At 43.8% G+C, this 18116-nt stretch carries 16 protein-coding genes and 1 other RNA gene; 8 read left to right on the top strand and 9 right to left on the bottom strand.

All coding sequences use genetic code 11. The annotated features are described in order from the left end of the window. Window positions 1-196: 196 nt before the first annotated feature. From AC5ZC7_RS04370 to AC5ZC7_RS04350, 5 genes are all read right to left on the bottom strand, one after another. Window positions 197-3787, bottom strand: a complete 3591-nt coding sequence (locus AC5ZC7_RS04370; RefSeq protein ID WP_496162497.1) for a TraB/GumN family protein — start codon at window positions 3785-3787, stop codon at window positions 197-199. A gap of 98 nt (window positions 3788-3885) precedes the next feature. Further along, on the bottom strand, window positions 3886-4587 hold the full coding sequence (locus AC5ZC7_RS04365) for a hypothetical protein (protein WP_496162496.1): 702 nt from the start codon (window positions 4585-4587) through the stop codon (window positions 3886-3888). A 127-nt stretch (window positions 4588-4714) separates the two neighbouring features. Then, a complete protein-coding gene (locus AC5ZC7_RS04360; RefSeq protein ID WP_496162495.1) occupies window positions 4715-5470 on the bottom strand; it encodes a hypothetical protein in 756 nt (251 codons plus the stop codon). Next, window positions 5467-6318 (bottom strand): hypothetical protein, encoded by an 852-nt coding sequence (locus AC5ZC7_RS04355; protein ID WP_496162494.1) that lies wholly within the window; start codon window positions 6316-6318, stop codon window positions 5467-5469. The genes AC5ZC7_RS04360 and AC5ZC7_RS04355 overlap by 4 nt, the downstream gene beginning before the upstream one ends. Before the next feature lie 13 nt (window positions 6319-6331). Then, on the bottom strand, window positions 6332-6727 hold the full coding sequence (locus AC5ZC7_RS04350) for a hypothetical protein (protein WP_496162493.1): 396 nt from the start codon (window positions 6725-6727) through the stop codon (window positions 6332-6334). Window positions 6728-7037: 310 nt separating this feature from the next. On the opposite strand from AC5ZC7_RS04350, the gene AC5ZC7_RS04345 reads away from it, so the two are divergent. Next, window positions 7038-7625 (top strand): HI_0983 family protein, encoded by a 588-nt coding sequence (locus tag AC5ZC7_RS04345; protein WP_496162491.1) that lies wholly within the window; start codon window positions 7038-7040, stop codon window positions 7623-7625. A 120-nt stretch (window positions 7626-7745) separates the two neighbouring features. Here the strand turns inward: AC5ZC7_RS04345 and ssrA are convergent. From ssrA to AC5ZC7_RS04325, 4 genes are all read right to left on the bottom strand, one after another. Then, window positions 7746-8119, bottom strand: a transfer-messenger RNA (tmRNA) gene (gene ssrA, locus AC5ZC7_RS04340). A 115-nt stretch (window positions 8120-8234) separates the two neighbouring features. Further along, window positions 8235-9575 (bottom strand): RIP metalloprotease RseP, encoded by a 1341-nt coding sequence (gene rseP, locus AC5ZC7_RS04335; protein WP_496162490.1) that lies wholly within the window; start codon window positions 9573-9575, stop codon window positions 8235-8237. An 85-nt stretch (window positions 9576-9660) separates the two neighbouring features. After that, entirely contained in the window at window positions 9661-10827 is a 1167-nt protein-coding gene (locus tag AC5ZC7_RS04330) for a 1-deoxy-D-xylulose-5-phosphate reductoisomerase (RefSeq protein WP_496162489.1), read from the bottom strand. A 90-nt stretch (window positions 10828-10917) separates the two neighbouring features. Then, entirely contained in the window at window positions 10918-12417 is a 1500-nt protein-coding gene (locus tag AC5ZC7_RS04325) for a GH3 family acyl-acid amido synthetase (protein ID WP_496162488.1), read from the bottom strand. A gap of 385 nt (window positions 12418-12802) precedes the next feature. Here AC5ZC7_RS04325 and rplU point away from each other — a divergent pair, with 385 nt between their 5' ends. The 7 genes from rplU to AC5ZC7_RS04290 all read left to right on the top strand — a co-directional run bounded on the left by rplU (window position 12803) and on the right by AC5ZC7_RS04290 (window position 17923). After that, window positions 12803-13159, top strand: coding sequence for a 50S ribosomal protein L21 (rplU, locus tag AC5ZC7_RS04320; protein ID WP_291929311.1), 357 nt, complete (start codon window positions 12803-12805; stop codon window positions 13157-13159). 49 nt (window positions 13160-13208) lie between these two features. Next, window positions 13209-13487, top strand: coding sequence for a 50S ribosomal protein L27 (gene rpmA / locus AC5ZC7_RS04315; protein WP_079468897.1), 279 nt, complete (start codon window positions 13209-13211; stop codon window positions 13485-13487). A 65-nt stretch (window positions 13488-13552) separates the two neighbouring features. Beyond that, entirely contained in the window at window positions 13553-13984 is a 432-nt protein-coding gene (locus AC5ZC7_RS04310) for a hypothetical protein (RefSeq protein WP_496162487.1), read from the top strand. 275 nt (window positions 13985-14259) lie between these two features. Continuing rightward, window positions 14260-15948: a helix-hairpin-helix domain-containing protein gene (locus AC5ZC7_RS04305; protein WP_496162486.1), complete on the top strand. Its 1689-nt coding sequence runs from the start codon at window positions 14260-14262 to the stop codon at window positions 15946-15948. Further along, window positions 15945-16682 carry a PrsW family glutamic-type intramembrane protease gene (locus tag AC5ZC7_RS04300; protein WP_496162485.1) on the top strand — a complete coding sequence of 246 codons (738 nt, stop codon included), beginning with the start codon at window positions 15945-15947 and terminating at the stop codon, window positions 16680-16682. The genes AC5ZC7_RS04305 and AC5ZC7_RS04300 overlap by 4 nt, the downstream gene beginning before the upstream one ends. Before the next feature lie 106 nt (window positions 16683-16788). Further along, entirely contained in the window at window positions 16789-17424 is a 636-nt protein-coding gene (locus AC5ZC7_RS04295; protein ID WP_496162484.1) for a DsbA family protein, read from the top strand. Window positions 17425-17428: 4 nt separating this feature from the next. Then, window positions 17429-17923: a GNAT family N-acetyltransferase gene (locus AC5ZC7_RS04290; protein WP_496162483.1), complete on the top strand. Its 495-nt coding sequence runs from the start codon at window positions 17429-17431 to the stop codon at window positions 17921-17923. The last annotated feature ends 193 nt before the right edge of the window (window positions 17924-18116 follow it).

Here is an 18116-nt window from a genome sequence, read left to right as displayed (position 1 = left end):
AAGGTGCTTCGTTGATTTGGAACCATACTTACCCGGTGGGGCAGCTATGGTGAACTGATTAATAAGCGTCAAAAATACGCGTAAAAATAACATTTCCGTAAATAGTTGCACCTTTTGCGTAAAAATATTGATGTCTTTCAGACAAAAAAACAAAGGAGCGCCTTTACCAGGGCGCTCCTTATCATTTCGTTGTCAGTTATTCTTCTTCCAGATAATCACTATAGGCTTCCATGGCCTCTGCCTGTAGTTTCTTCCGATCTTTGATCACTGCCGGATCTTTGATCCAATGCATCACGCCCGGTTGCAGGTTAAGTTTAGTTTGATCCAACGGGAAAGGCCCGTTTAGCACATATTCCCAGTCTTCGTTACCTTCTACTTTATAGCGGAATAACAACAACCACTGGGCGGGTTGTTTACCTTCCTGCACTTTAACCCGGGTTACCGGTTCAATGGCGGTTAATTCGTTGTCATCTGATAGGTAGTTAGCCACATAGCTACGTCCCACCACGTCCTGGCTAAGCAGGTGACGGATGCGAGGCAAGAGCTTATCGTCATTTACAGCCAGGATGAAGTAGTAGCCTTCCGTATTATCTTTTATAATGCTACCTAACATTTTATCGTCCACCTTGACACCTTTGTTCATTAATCCCCGTGCTCCCAATGCCCGTATCGTTACCACGGTATCCGCCAGTAATTGGCGAAAAAGCGGAATCGTAGCCTGTGGCATCCCAGGTAGGGCGAGAATTTCTCCTGTTTGCAGTAAGCTGTTTTTCCATGCCCATCCCATATTTGCACCGACTTTCTGTTGTTTCCAGGCTTTCAGCTGCCGTTCAAATAATTGCATGGTGGCGGGTAACAGCGTCTCCATCCCATACCGGCTATACCGGGGAGCCAACCAAAGGGAATCTCCATTGGTATATGCCGTAAAAGCCTGCAGGAAACTCAGCGATTGTTTGGCTGTTGCAATCATTGCTGGCAAATATTGTTGAAATAAGCTATCCTTTCTAAAGTCGTAGGAAAAGATGCTATTTCCCTCCGGACGTTCCGGCATTTCCGGAGCCAAACGGATGAATGTCCGAACAGCGGTATCCAGCCCCACGTTCGTAAGGAAATGTAAAATATTTACCTTCCCCTGATAATTAGTGTTTGCAAAAAGCTGCTCCGCTATATGTACCACATCGGCATCTGCCGTTTTCTTCAGGAGCGACAGCAATTTTATTTTCACACGGTACTTACCCGTATCAGACGGGAATGGGCGGGAAAGCGCAGACAGGATCGCTTCTTTGCGGGTGCTGTCTGCATAAAAATTTTCCAGATAAGCACTGGCCCTTTGAAATACCACTGTATCTGCACTTTGCAGGTCTGACAGTAACCAGGGAAGTTTGTCTTGCTCTAACCGGAGTGTATCTGCTTTTTCTTTAGGTCCGGGATGGAAGCTGGCCAGGAATTGTTGCGCATTACCAGTCTTCATGACTTCTTCCGGCTCAATCACATACAGGCGGTATATGGTATGCCCGGCCACAATTGCCTTCCTGTACATATTCAAACCGGTATAACGTCCTTTCATCATTGTTTCATACGCCGGTAAACCATCCACGGTAGATTGCTGAATCCCGGTGGTGATAAAAGAAGAATCAATATTATGCAGGAACCTGTGCATTATTGAATCCAGGTGCTCATGGTAATAACGGGAGTATCTATCTACTTCTACAATATACATGGCATGAGACGCACTGTCCATCGCATTGTAGAGATGAATATTCACCGGAGAGGAAGCCTTACGCTCTCCAAAAGCGCCACCAACAAATTGTTCCGGACCGCTCACGGTAAAAGCATTGTCGTCCGCAACAAAAGGCACTACAGGCGCTTTTGTCAGCAAAGGCGTTATCTTAAATCCATCGAAGAAACGTTTCCAAACGCTGCTGTCGGTACGTGCGCCATCATACACACAAAGCAGGCAGTATCCAAGGTTACCACGCGGTATATAATGCAGGCGGGAAATAAAACCATTACGATGCCGGTAAATGAGCCGGTATAAAGGCAGCCCATTTTGCGTTGTCACCGTTGAATCTATCAGTTCCCGGGTGCTATCGCTCAACAACAGCTGCGAACGCAAGCCCTCAAAGAGTTCCTTATCGCTGGTATTATAATATCCCCGTTGCATCTTCTCCACGCGTAACACAAAGGAAACGTGGTTGACATCATCCAGGCCAGACCAGGCCTCTTCCGGACGGCTCTCCTTTTGGGGGTTGGTGATGATATGGCTGGCATCCGAAGGTACCACCGCAGTGAATCCCAGTTGCGGACGATACAACGTATCATATTTTGCTACGGGGCGGGCAATATCATAAAAACGGACAGAATTAAAGAAGTCTTTCCTGGCGATACTATCCTTCCCGGGGGTAGCATGCATAAATACAAAAGACCGGTGGTTGCGGATAAATACGCGTATATAGAACTGTTGTTCTCCCTGTTCCAACAACGCTTCTGTACCAGAGATATCACGGTATACTATTGGATAGGATTTTTTTAATACCGACTTCCCCTGCCTGGCCATGTTGGCCACCATGCTGTTTTCCAACTGTTGCTTATCGGTTGCTAACTGTGGCAGATCAACAGAAAGCGCAAATCCCGTTTCGTTTTCACTGGTACCAATATACATGCTGCGGTTGCTGTTGGGTACCGGGTATACCACCGTTGTTCCGGGCAGCATCACGCTATAGCCATCTGCAATTCTATTGAGCAAGGATCCTTTTATACTATCCAGTCGTTGCCGTTCATGTTTGGTGACGCCGGTAAAGGTAGCTTTCACGGGCGTCACGGTAAATCCTTTTGCACGCAGCAGGGCCAGCATCCCTTTGTCACCCGGTAAATGCGCCACACCTACCGCCGCAAACACACCACCTTTGCCAGCCAACAAAGCCAGGTTGTCTGTCATCTCGCGGTTACGCGCTTCCAGGCCCGGGCCTTCCTCATCGCCCCTCCAGCTGTCTACCAGCTTAGCGATCTTTTGCAGATCGGCTTCATAATATAAATTCACAAGCGAGTCCAACGCCGATACCCGTTTGGTAAACCGATCCGCCATTTCATTTGCATCACCACTGCCATAGTCATGGTAGCCGAGATTCCATAAAAAAACTTCCTTCTGTACCTCCGAAACTTCTGCACTCATGATGTGCATCTGGTTTTGTATCCGCTCCAAACTATGTATAGGCTTACTAAGTGCGGTGGCTTTCTGATGCAACCAGGCATCCAGGAAAATATCCTCCTTCTTCTGATTAGCACCTGCCTGCTTACCAAGTTCCTTCACTTCATCCAACAACAGGTTTTCAATAAACCATAAACGCTTCAGGTTCAGTTGTGCAATAGGCACTCCCACCTTTTGCACCACCAGGCTGTCTACATACCGGTATTCTTCCGGCGTAAACAAGCGGCGCATATGATTCACCGTGTCCAGTAAAGGTCCTCCCGGTGAAAACATATAAGACATCATGGAGTCCATGTCCACTTCCATGGCAAAATCTGACGCATTACGCAGCGCAACAAGTACAGAATCGCTAAAATCAAAGACCCGCTTTTCCGTTAAGTGCATGGTACCAAACAGGTAAGAGGGCGCCTTCTGCCCATGGCCATCAATACGCCAAAGTAATTGGTAGTTAGTCCGGTTTACATTTTGGGCACGTAAACAAGTAGTGGGGATCAGTAAAAATAATAGTAACAGGGTAACTATTATATGGGTACAACGCGGGGCAAAACGTTGCCGCCGATAGATATAGGTATATAACATGCATCAAAAATAGTAAAAACGGGGAATGTGTGGAAATCCACCTCTCATGCGTTATCGCCCTCTTACTTTTCCACACTTTACCTGATGTTCTGATATGATTAACGTGTCATTACCATTAGTGAATCCACCATCACTTTCTTTACATCTCCTGAAAAGTCAATCTCATACCGGGAAAACCGGACGGTATCTGAAAGAGGGGGATTCCCCTTCCCAACAGTCAATGTTATCTTCTTACGCCCGGAATCAATATTAACATAGTTTTCTGCGAAGTCATGAGATACAAATGCTCTAACAAAGTGTTGCCCATTATTTTCAAAACAAAAACCAATATACCATAAATTGCGCTCCCGCATTCCTGTCGCAAAATATAGTAACCGGTTACCCAACACCTGGTTTGTATACAAGGTATCTGGCTCAGACAAATGAAAATGATCACCCACAAAATATTCTCCTGCATTATGAATGGTGCTTTTATCCAGCCTCAATAATTGGTCCCCGATAAACAGTACAGAACCTCCCGGGCCAGCTTCTGCCTTTTTTATCAATCCTCTTTCCTTACGCGGCCATGAGGTAACTTCTACACCACTGGCGCTGGCAGGAGACAGCCGGTTATAAAAACGGACATCTGTAGTTTCATATACCGTTAAACGACTTAATTGCCCATTCTCCGATATCATGTAGGTTTCTTTGAGAGGAGTAGTTTTTTGAAGAGGAGAGGTGGGATGGGAACAGGAGAAAAAGGTTAGCAGTAGCAATAAGCAACAATAACAGATACTTTTTCTATCTACAGGTGATCTCATTGTATAAATGATTTATCAAAATGATGCTACTTTTTCCCGGATGCAGGATATTCTTCGTCTCTTTTATTTCCCTAAAAAAGAATTACGCAGTGACACCACGCCATTCCGATAGGCCAGCTGAAGATATTCAATAAAGCCTTTTCGCATCTAACTTTATCTCACTGATATTATATTCTTTATTCTTCCCGGGATAAATATCTTCCACTATTATCTTAATCGTGTCCTTATGTCCACTCAAATTATAAAGTGGCTTAAAGGAAAAATTAAGGTCCTGACACTTGTAGGTATTTTGCAAAATGATTCCTGTATCAAGTACCTTCTGGTTTATCGCTAATGACATCTTTTTAATACCTCCTGATTCCTTCCATACCTGGTAATTATTTCTGTTTCCATTAAAAAGACTTAGCCCACTTATAGATATCAGCGGTTCCTTTCTTGTCGGATTTACCAATCCTGGGAACCAAATAACCAGTATAATCGTATCGCGTCCGCCAAACATGCTTTTCACCGCGGTGGTCAGGCGATAATCATTTACCTGTTTAAGATCCTGAGATACGCTTCCATCCTTAATGCGATAGACTTTAAAATCGGCCGCGGTAAATGCATCGTCATCACCAATACCGTAATCAGCATCTGCTTCAGAATTCATGGTATCGCTTTCGTTAATGCGCACTACCACCTTATTCACAGCTGGTAACGTATCTGTTGATGGCTGCAGCATACTCCCTGTTGTATCAACTGCTACCATCTTATCCGGCAAAATACTATCCCTCTCTGCCGCCCTTTTTTGATGACTACTCCCCTCATTACACGCAAAAAATATTGTCCCAATTAGCATTAAACAGGTGATAAATTCGCTACATCTGATTTGTTCTTTTATCATATATCAATTTCATCCGTTTTTTCAATCAAAAAACCGGGATAACCAATCACCCAGCCCACCTGATTCTTCCATCTAACCTGGTACCATACCCAATGCTTACCCTTCCAACTACCAACTTCCCTGGCAGACCGTAAATACTGGACCTCATCCCCTCTGTTTAATTGGTATAGCTCCTGTGAAGCAGTATCCTGCTGTTGATATACACTCAACTTTCCCAAAGCAGTTAGTGTCAATCCCCTTCCAGTTGGTTGCTTACCTAATAAAAAATCATAACCCTGATACGACTGTATCAAATCATACACCGTCTTTCTCAAATCTGTGGCAAGATTAGTATTCAGAGCGGTATCAGTACTTGTATATTTATAACTACCCTCTTTATTCTCTTTAGAAAAGCTGTGATAGCTACCATCAATAAGAAGTACCTTGTATGATAAGCTACCTTCTATTTCATACTTTAAAATCACGGTTGAATCCGGAAGGAAATAAAGATAACCCAGACACTCAGCAGTACCACCATCTCCTAACATGGTATATTCCAATTTATGGGCCTCCTTGTTGGTATAAAACAACACAGTCCATACGGTATCTTGCCCGGCTACCGGTTCCAAAAAAGCTTTGCTTATATCATATGACTCCTGATCAATTGCGTTCACCACACTATCCACCTGCATCATGCCTGCCAATGGCCCGGTTTCAGTAGCTTTTGGGGGAGTTGATGATACGATGGTATCAACTTTGGCTTGTACCACCTTTTCTTTATGCTGTTCATTACAGGAAATAAAAAAGAGGATGGATAAGCTAAAAAATATTTTAAGGTAAGAAGGCGGGATAATCATCTTTATTTTCATATTTCAGTGACGGTCATAGGGACAGATACTCTTTGCCAATACTGGTTATTCTAAACTGATCTTTATGTAATCTAACCTCCACCAGGTTTTCCACCTGGATACCAGCAACTTCCGCATCAGCCATTATAATGCAACTCATACCTATTCTTAAACAAAGCACATCATCTTCATCTATACTTTCTACACGTGCAACCACCAGGGTGTAGTCTCCCTCCTGATAAAATCCAGGTTTACGTAAACTACCAATGGCAGTGTTGCTGTCAATACTAAGTATGGGATCAATATCAAATTCGACACCGTGTTTTTCTCCGGTTACGAATTTTTGCGGCAGTGTATAGGCGATACCTTTCCCATATTCACCGCTAAATACAACGTATTTATCAATAGTGTTGGCAACAAGTATATTCATGTTTCTTTTTCGATTAATTTACAGCACCTCCCCCCTTATTAGGTATTATAGAGATCGTGCAAAAACGCTTCCTCAAAATCATTTAATAATACACTTTTATTCTTACCCTCATTTTTATACCACAATTCCAATCGTCCTTTACCTGGTCTATTCTCAACAGATCTAATGCCGTCGAGGGCACAGAAATTTTGTCCCGCGGCAACCAAAAACGCCTTTTCACATCTTTTCATAATAACCACTAAATATATTATATTTAATCTAATACTAACAGACAACTTATTTCATCGTTACCCTCATTATTTACAATCCAATGAACAACAAAATAAAAATACTGAGCCTTGTACTGGGCCTGTGGTCAACTACAACAGTCGGCCAATCTAACGTAAACGACTATCTCCATATTCCTGGCCCCATTCAGTTGAACAACGGCAGCTATCAACTGGTATGGACCACTCATCCCAACAACAACTATTACAAACAGGAATATCTTATGGCAAGTGATAACCTGGAAAAGTTCAAGTCACTTGTGACGGTTGATTTTCTCCAGGGCGATTTCCAACCCAAGGACCTTATAGGCGCGAAAATGGAAGAATTAAAGAAATTGAAGACCACCAATCCAGTGGTGAATTACAATGTCTATGAAAAGAACCATGAATATATACTGGACTTCCTCATCAGTCAAAATACTGCCGATGGGAAAGTCGCTATTGTAGAAAGAAATGTATACCGCTACCATGCCGTTAATAACAACGGTATAAAAGGAGTGCTGCTTTTTGCTGGCAGCGAGCGTGCCTATGGTGATGATGTGACGCCCTTTTTGAAAAACCTGCCAAAAGAAAAAAGCAAATTGTTAGAGGCGGTGGCAGCGTATAAATTGCCGGAAGTGAGTATTAAATAAGGAGAATGTGTTGATGCAAATGCTGTAAAGGTAGCATGCTGTTGAATGAGGCACTAAACCTGACAGGATATTATAGAAAACAAAAAAGCCGCTATTACAGCGGCTTTTAAGCTCTTTTACTCGTGGAGATGGCGGGAATCGAACCCGCGTCCAAACATATTCGCCGAAAGCTTTCTACATGCTTATTTACGCATTGCTTTGTCGGGACGTGGCAGGGGCGTAACGAACCAACCCTATCCGTATCCGTTGTAGCTTCAGCATTCACTCACAGAAACCATGAATGCCTATCCCTATGGGTTTATGATTCGGCGGCGGGAGTCGCATAAGGCAACAACTCCGGGCGGCTATAATGGGTGTCTAATCTCTGATTAGGCAGCCATGGCGTAGTTAGATTCGCCAATTATAGTTTGAATATTCAGATTATCGTGCTAATTATCCAACGCACGGCATGCTTACACTTTCAAAGATCTATGCTGTCAAAACCAGGCATCCCCGGTATATTAGCCCACAAAGATACGCTTTTTTTCTCCTGCGTCAAAACAAAAAAAATTGCAGAAGGAAAAATATCCCCCTGCAACTTTCTTTATTACAATAACTTATCTACTGATCTCAGGAAAACCACTTACTGATACTTCTCCAGATATCCAGTCCGTTTGCAAACAGGAGCAAACTAAACAGTAATACCATCCCTACTATCTGGGCATATTCCAGGAATTTCTCGCTGGGTTTGCGGCCAGTAATGATCTCGTACAACAGGAACAATACGTGTCCACCATCCAGTGCCGGAATAGGCAGAATATTCATGAAAGCCAGGATAATAGAGAGGAAGGCGGTCAGCTGCCAGAAAGATACCCAATCCCATGCTTCCGGGAACAGGTTGGCGATACTGCCAAATCCACCAAGTGATTCAGCTACCTTTACTTCTTTGGAAACAAAGATTAAGCGGAATTGTCGGATATAATCCACCAGCTTATCTACTCCCTTTTGATAACCAGCTGGGAAAGATTCGAAGAAAGTGAAGTGCTTGGTGCTGTATTTAAAAGGAATCTTCGCAAATACACCAAATTCCCCTTTCGCGGATAATGTGGTAGAGGTGCTCAGGGTATCGTTGCCACGAAGCACGGTAATGATGACGTCTTCGTTCTTATGCTTGCGGATTTCTTTTGCAAAGTCAGTATAAAAAGGCGTAGCAGTACCGTTGATAGCAATCAGCTGATCTCCTCTCTGTACCTGCACCTTAGCTTTGGAAGCAGGACTGCCGGGCAATACGCTGTCGGCCACAAACGGGAAACGAGGTACGGCAAAAGGTACTTTCTGCTTCAGCAGGGCCCGGATAAAACCGGCGGGTACAGGAATATCTACTTCCTGACCATCCCTGGTCACCTGGATGCTTTTGGCTTCATGTAAAATGACTTCACTGGGAATAGACTCAAATGACTTAACCGGACGGTGGTCAATAGCGATGATATTGTCGCCATCTTTGATACCGATACTGTGTGCCAGCGAATCTGCTTCTACCCCATATTTCACTTCGCTTACCGGCAAATAGCTTTCGCCGTAGTGCCATAACAGCATCGCATATATGAAAAATGCCAGCAGTATGTTTACGGTCACGCCGCCAATCATAATAATCAATCGCTGCCAGGCTGGTTTAGCGCGGAACTCCCAGGGCTGTGGCGGTTTGGCCATCTGTTCTTTATCCATGCTTTCATCAATCATACCGGATATTTTTACATATCCGCCTAACGGCAACCAACCTACGCCATATTCGGTTTCTCCCTTCTTAATTTTAAAGAGTGAGAACCATGGATCAAAGAACAAATAGAATTTTTCCACCCTGGTTTTGAAAAGTTTGGCCGGGATAAAATGGCCTAACTCATGTAATACTACCAAAATAGAAAGTGACAGTATCAACTGCCCTGCTTTCACCAATATTACCTCTGTAGTCATTTAGTTGTTTCTGCTTTAATCTGCCCAATATATTAGTTTTAATACATATTCAGGCAAAACTCTTTGTTAATTTTTACCGGCAATTTTATATAACGATAGAATTGATAAGGGATGCAGCGTGTTCACGTGCGGCATTATCGCATTCATAGTAATCGTGCAGTGTAGGTGTTTCGATAAATGGTATTTTAGCCAGTGTTTCCTCAATTACTTCGGTCATCTGCAGGAAACCGATCCTGTTTTTCAGGAAGGCATTTACTACTTCTTCATTGGCGGCGTTCATTACGCAGGCGGCATTACCACCTTTTTGCATCGCTTCTATCGCGATGGCCAGGTTGCGGAATGTTTTGGTGTCCGGTTGCTCAAAAGTAAGGGAAGGGTAGTTTCTGAAAGAGAAACGGGGAAAATCATTGGCCAGGCGGTCAGGATATCCTAATGCATACTGAATCGGCAGTTTCATATCCGGTAACCCCATTTGTGCTTTCAGGGAACCGTCTACAAACTGTACCATGGAGTGGATGATAGATTGTGCATGTATCACCACCTCAATATTTTCAGGTGCCAGTCCAAACAGCCAGCGCGCCTCAATCATTTCCAGCCCTTTGTTCATCAGGGTAGCAGAATCGATCGTTATTTTGGCGCCCATGCTCCAGTTAGGATGTTGCAGGGCATGATCTTTCTTCACATTTATCAGGAAATTGGGCTTTTTACCCAGGAAAGGTCCTCCGGATGCGGTGAGGATCACTTTTTCCACTTTGCTGAAGGGTTCTCCCAACAGGCATTGGAAAATAGCGGAATGCTCAGAATCTACCGGGATAATCGGTACATTCTTTCTGCGCGCAGTGGCCATTACAATATCGCCTGCTACTACCAGGGTTTCTTTGTTGGCCAGTGCCACGGGAGTTCCCTGTTCAATAGCGGATAAAGTAGGCGCCAGGCCGGCAAATCCCATAATAGCGGCCAGCATCATGTCAATAGAACTCCATGCGGCTACTTCTACCATGGCTTTAGGGCCGGCAAATACTTTTATGCCTTTATCAAATAATATGTCTTTTACCTGCTTGTACTTTGCCTCGCTTCCTATCACGACGGCATTAGGCTTGAATTTCAAAGCCTGCTCAATCAGCAGATCAGCGTTCTGCTGTGCAGTCAGTACTTCTACACTAAATCTGTCGGGGTGTGCTGCGATCACCTCCAGTGCCTGTATGCCAATAGATCCGGTGGATCCGAAGATGGCAATCTTTCGTTTATTCATTACGGTGATTTACTTTTTTTACAGTTAACAAAGAATGAAGAATCAGCTGCCGGCAATGACCTGGCAGCTGTTACAGCTTTGAATCGCCGGTTATTGCTGTAAGTATGCCGACAGTTCATCTGCCAGCTTTCTGTCGTTACTCAATCGAGGTACTTTATTTTGTCCTCCCAGTTTTCCAATAGCTTTCATATAGTCGATAAAGCCCTGTTTACGAACAGTCCTTATCTTCAGGGGTTGCAATATATTACCTGTCAGCAGATCATCGTAATAAATATTCTTCCGACGCATATTTTCATCTACTTTCTTCGCGAAGGCAGCCAGGTTTTCCGGCATATTCTCAAACTCTACAAACCACTCGTGGTAAGGCAACTCGCCATTGGTTTGTACCATAGGCGCTACCGTAAACTCGGTAATGTGCACATTTTCCTCCGCGGCTGCTTTCATCAGGCTGTATTCTACCTCCTCCCCAATCACATGTTCTCCAAAGGCGGAGATAAAGTGTTTAATACGGCCGGTCACAAGCAAACGGTAGGGGTTGGTAGAAATGAACTTCACCGTATCCCCGAGGTTATAGCCCCATAATCCGGCGTTGTTGTTAATCACCATGGCGTAATTTACACCTGTTTGCACATCTTTAAGCGACAAACGCGTCGGATTTTCGTTGAAAATTTCCGCTGCAGGGATAAATTCATAAAAAATTCCCGAATTGGTGTTCAATAATAGCCCTTCCTTTTCCTGGGAATCCTGGAAGGCAAAAAAGCCCTCTGAGGCGGGAAATGTTTCCACGGTATGAATGGGAGCGCCGATGGAAGCCATCAGTTTGGCCCGGTATGGCTCAAAATTCACCCCTCCATATACCATAACGTCAAAATTCTTGAATATTTCCTTGATCCGCTTGCCATTGCTACGTTCCATCAGGCGGTCGAAATACATCTGTACCCATGGTGGTATACCGCTGATCAGCGTCATGTCCTGGTTGATGGTTTCTTCCACAATCCTGTCCAGCTTGGTTTCCCAGTCTTCAATACAGTTGGTTTCATAAGATGGCAGCTGGTTGGTACGCAGGTACCGTGGAATATGGTGGTTCACAATACCACTCAGGCGGCCTGTAGGGATCCCACCTACTCTTTCCAGCTCCGGGGAGCCGGATAAAAAAATCATTTTGCCATCTGCAAATGCCGTATTACCCGTTTCTCCCATATAATTGAGTAAGGCATTACGGGCAGTATCTATATGATTATTAACAGATTCTTTGGAGATGGGAATATATTTTACCCCGCTGGTAGTACCGGAGGTTTTGGCGAGATATATAGGTTGGCCCTTCCACAGTACATTCTGTTTCCCTTCCTTAATCCTTTCTATATATGGCTTATATTGTTCATAATCCCTTATTGGCACAGCCTGCTTAAACTCTTCGTGGGTTTGTACAGCGTTGAATTTATGCTCTGCTCCGAATTCTGTCTTTTTGCCTGTCTTTATCAGCTCCTGCAGGATAGTATCCTGATCTTCTACCGCCCTTAACATTTCCTTCTTTATCTTATTATGTACGATAGAAGCAAATGGTTTGGCCAGCAGTGATTTAAACTTCATGCCCGTTGTTTTATGATTGAGAGACTAAAGATTGGAATATTTTCTTATTTAATTACCCCGAAAACCGGTCTTTTTCCCCGAAAAAGGGGTTGCCGGGAAAATAAATGACTAAATAATTAAATAAAAAAATGCGCCCATCCTATCTGTATTTAATTCGTGTAAACGACAAAAGTATACAAATTTGCGTTGGTTTGCACAGCAAGATAGCTGTTTTTAAATGATCCGGAAATAGCATAAAGATGTGGATACAGCGGCCCGGCACCGGGAAGGATAATTTGTTAAATTAATTTAAAATTCAAGAAAGTATGTATCTTTGAAAAGATTAAGCTTTTGTCGGTCCTTCATAGATGTTTATACATTGTGATTTAAAAAAGACCGAAAAACTTTGTCTATTAAAAAACAAAAGGTTACTTTTGCGGAAATTATATTTTGGATAATTATGTTTGCAGTTGTAAAAATCGCAGGTCAGCAATTTAAAGTACAAAAAGACCAGGAAATTTTTGTACAGCAGTTACAAGGAAATATTGGAGACAAAGTGGAGTTTTCCGATGTACTGTTAACCGATAACGGTGGTAAGCTGTCCGTAGGAACTGATGTAAAATCAGTAGTAAAAGCAGAGATTCTGGCTCATGTTCAGGGTGATAAAGTCATCGCTTTCAAAATGAAGAGAAGAAAAGGCTTCAGAAAGAAAGTTGGTCACAGAACCCATTTTACAAGAATCAAAATCAATGAAATAGCTTAATTTGTTTTAGGCTAAATTTTTTATTAGACAAGTTTAAAGTAATTATACAATGGCACATAAAAAAGGTGAAGGTAGTGTAAAGAACGGCCGTGACTCCCACAGCAAAAGGCTGGGAGTGAAAATCTTTGGTGGTCAACCTGCTATTTCTGGTAACATTATTGTTCGCCAGAGAGGTACTGTTTACCATCCAGGTCAAAACGTAGGCGTTGGTAAAGATTTTACCATTTTCGCAGTTGCAGACGGTGTAGTGGAATTCAGAAAAGGTCGCGAAAACAAAACTTACGTTTCTGTTAAAGCATTTGATACCACTGCTCAGGCGGAAGCCTAATCAGTGTTAGCCATAAAGTTTTTTTTAATACCCAATTATTTTTACTAACCCAAATTCAAAAAACAATGGCAACAATTAAAAAAGCGGCTGCTAAAAAAGCTGCGCCTAAAAAGAAAGCTGCTCCTAAAAAAGCCGCTGCAAAGAAAGCTGCTCCTAAAAAAGCTGCTGCTAAGAAAGCTGCTCCTAAAAAGAAAGCTGCTGCTAAGAAAGCCGCTCCTAAAAAAGCTGCTGCTAAGAAAGCTGCTCCTAAAAAGAAAGTGGCTGCTAAAAAAGCTGCTCCTAAGAAAGCTGCTGCTAAAAAAGCTGCTCCTAAGAAGAAAGCTGCTGCTAAGAAAGCCGCTCCTAAAAAAGCTGCTGCTAAGAAAGCCGCTCCAGCTAAGAAGAAAGCCGTTGCGAAGAAAGCTGCTCCAGCTAAAAAACCAGTTGCTAAGAAGAAAGCTGCTCCTAAAAAAGCACCAGCTGCTCCTCCAGCAACTCCTGCAACTCCGGCTAACTAAGATCGGAATTACAAAATGTAGTTATAAGGATCCTGGCATTTATGTCAGGATCTTTTTTTTGTGCCCACCCTCAACGAATTTTTGCCTTACCCAGGATTAGACTGATTCCCCTGATTACCCGATTTTTGTTTTTTGATTTTTGAAGATGAGGAAGATGTTGGCAGATATCAACCAACAAATCCACTCCTATCTTCTGGTATCAACATAAAAAATCAGTATAATCAGTCTAATCCTGGGTAAGACAAAAACTCGCAACATCTCCGTATTTTTACTTCATGGATAACTATTCAATCGCCGATAACTTCTCCCTGCTCTCCAAACTGATGGACATTCACGGAGAAAATAGCTTCAAAGCCAAATCCTTTGCCTCCGCGGCATTTACGATAGAAAAACTGCCCTCGCAGCTGAAAGAAATACCGAAAGACGAGATATTCAAGATCAAAGGCATCGGGGAATCTACGGGCAAAAGCATCATCGAAATGCTCGACACCCAGGAATTTACCCTCCTCAACCACTACCTCGGCATCACCCCCGCAGGGATCCTGGAAATCATGAAAATAAAAGGCCTGGGACCCAAGAAAATTGCTACCATCTGGAAAGAACTGGAAATAGAATCCATGGGAGAACTGCTCTATGCCTGCAATGAAAACCGCCTCATGCTCCTCAAAGGCTTCGGCGCCAAAACCCAGGAAAGCGTTCGCCAAAACATAGAATTCTATCTCTCTAACCGCCATCGCTTCCTCTACGCAGAAGTTGCCAATACCGGTCAACAACTGGAGAAACAATTACAGGAATTGCTCGCACCAGCCCCCGTTTCCCTTACCGGCGCCTTCCGCCGCCATAGCATTATCATCGACGAAATAGAAGTGCTCATCGCCGCCCCCGTAGCAGTGGTATCCCAACAACTGGCTGCCCTCCCCGGCTTTGAACTCACCGCCACCAACGATGATCACCTCGTATGGCAGATAGATGGAAAACTCAAAATAGTAACACATAGCTGCGAGCCGGCCAACTTCTACACGCAGCTATTCCTGACCACCGGCTCCCCCGCTTTTATAGATAAATTCAATGCCAACGGTGGCGCCGCCTTCCTGCACCAGGCTACTTCTGAAGAAGCCATTTTCAGCGCGGCAGGAATGGCCTACATTCCGCCCTTCCTACGGGAAGGCATGAACGAACTCGCACAGGCCCGTGCACAACAACTGCCGAACCTCATTACTACCACCGATATTAAAGGCATTATCCACTCCCACAGCAACTGGAGCGATGGCGAATCTTCCCTCGAAGAAATGGCCACCGCCGCCAAAGCACAGGGATTCGAATACCTCGTTATCAGCGATCACTCCCGCACCGCTTTTTATGCCAATGGACTACATATTGAAAGAGTGCTGGCACAACACGCCGAAATAGATGCATTGAATAAAAAACTGGCGCCATTTCGCATTTTTAAGAGCATAGAATCCGATATTCTCAATGATGGTACACTGGACTACCCGGATGAAATATTGGCCAAATTTGACCTGGTAATTGCCTCCGTACACTCCAATCTTAAAATGACAGAGGAGAAAGCAATGGCCCGCTTACTCAAAGCCATCGAAAATCCATATACCACTATCCTCGGACATATGACCGGCCGCCTGTTACTCAGCAGAAATGGCTATCCGGTTGATCATAAAGCCATCATCGATGCATGTGCCGCCAACCAGGTAGTGATAGAACTAAATGCCCACCCGCGGCGCCTCGACATCGACTGGACCTGGCTGCCTTACGCCATAGAAAAAAATGTGCTCATCTCCATCGATCCGGATGCCCACAGTATCCACGGTTTCCAGGATATTCACTATGGTACGCTGGCAGCGCAGAAAGGCGGTATCACCAAAGCAAACAATCTGAGTAGTTACACTGTTGACATGCTGAATGACTACCTGCAACAACGCAGACAATCCAAAAACCTGCTCCCATGATGCTACTGGCATTGGCCGTGGCGCCCGGATTCGCCATTTGTTTGTTCATCTACCTAATGGACAAATACGATCGGGAACCTACCGGCTTATTACTAAAAAGCTTCCTGCTCGGCATGGGCTGCGTTGCTTTACCATTGCTGATACAAGGACTTGCCATGGCGATGGGTATGCGGGAAAACGATGGTACCCTGCTAGGCACCGCCACCTTTGCCTATGGCGTAGTAGGCGTTTCAGAAGAACTGGCCAAATTCCTGGTCCTCCTGCTCTTCGCCTATCCCAAAAAAGCATTCAATGAACCCCTCGATGGCATTGTATATGCGGTGATGATAGGAATGGGATTCGCTACCCTTGAAAATATTGCGTACGTAGGCAAATATGGCTTTGGCACCGGCGTAGCAAGGATGTTCCTTTCCGTACCCGCCCATGCTACCTTCGCCATCCTGATGGGCTACTATGTGGGGTTGGCAAAATTTGTCCGGAACAGAAGTACCTCCCTGCAGTTACAGGGACTACTGATCGCTATTTTCTTCCATGGAACATTCGATTTCTTCCTGTTTCTCGGTAATAATATCTTCCTGATGGGAGCATCTGTTATTACCCTCATTTTTGCAGTAAGGCTATCTATCAAGGCTATACGAAAAGATAAGGCCCTCTCTAAAAAACTATATGAACAGCACTTTTTTGAAGAAGCAGAAAGCGAAAAGCAAAAAGCAAAAGGCGATTTTAGCGAATAATCAGTTTAATCCTGTACAAAAGGAAAAAATCCGCTCTGATCATTCGCTAAAATAGCTTTTTGCTTTCCACTTTCTGCTTTTAGCTATCTTTGAAAAAAGCAGATTTATGCGCTTCACTTATATATACGATCCGCTCTGTGGCTGGTGTTATGGCTTTACTCCCGTAGTACAACAACTACAGGAACGTGCCGGCCACAACATGACATTCGATATCCTCTCCGGGGGAATGATCACCGGCGATAACCGGCACCCGTTTTCTTCTATGGCCAGCTACATCCAAAAAGCGCACGTCAATGTAGAAAACATGACCGGGGTGAAATTTGGTCCCAGCTTCCTGGAAAAACTATTGCCTTCTGAGGAAATCATGGATTCAGAAAAACCCAGCATCGCACTCACGGTGTTCAAAGAATACCAACCGGAAAATGCTATCACGTTTGCACATGATATGCAGGTAGCGCTGAACTACGATGGACTCAGCCTGAACAACGACAGCACCTACCGCATGCTGATCAAAAAATTTAATTTGCCGGAAGAGGAATTCATTACTAAACTTGGGGAAGAACACTACCGGTACCAAACTAACCAGGAATTTCAGTTGATACAAAACTGGGGCATCACCGGGTTTCCCGCTGCCATCCTGGATACCGGCAAGCAACTCTACCTGTGCGCCAGGGGATATACACCGCTGAGCCAACTGGAAGAAACCATCAACAATATATTAAAGGAAGAAAATAGTTTATAACACCATGTATCAAATCAATGCCGCAACAGTGAATGATATTCCTGTTATACAAGCACTGGCAAATAAAATATGGCCGCCAACTTACCAGTCTATTCTAACAGCTGCACAGCTGGAGTATATGCTGGACATGATGTACAGTACTGCCGCACTCCATCAGCAAATGACCGAAAAGCAACACCGGTTTTTAATCCTGCTGGATGACACACAGCCTATCGGTTTCGCTGCGTATAGTATTACTACCACGCCAAATGTGTATAAGCTCCACAAAATTTACCTGGACCTTGGTTACCAGGGAAAAGGCGTGGGGAAATTACTCTTACAGGAAGTGATTGACCAGGTAAAAAAACTGGGTGCCGACATCCTGGAACTGGACGTTAACAAATACAATAAAGCAAAATTCTTTTACGAGAAACAAGGCTTCAGCGTATATACAGAGCGGGATACAGACATTGGGCAGGGCTACCTGATGGAAGATTTTGTAATGCGGAAATCATTATAAAAGAAAGCCCGGTAAGGACATACCAGGCTATTCCCAAGTTAACCATTAAAAGACACAACTCTTTAAAAGTAAAATAACATTGTTTTATAAGCGTATGTACGATAACGAATAGGGCACGGTTTTTCAATTCATAAAAAAAGCAGCATCTTTTATATTGTAATATAAAAGATGCTGCTTTTAAGTTTATTAATAT

It is taken from the genome of Chitinophaga sp. 9-1-y, assembly GCF_059511905.2.
The sequence above is the reverse complement of the archived record's forward strand: the minus strand, read 5'-3'. Positions and strand labels throughout refer to the sequence as shown.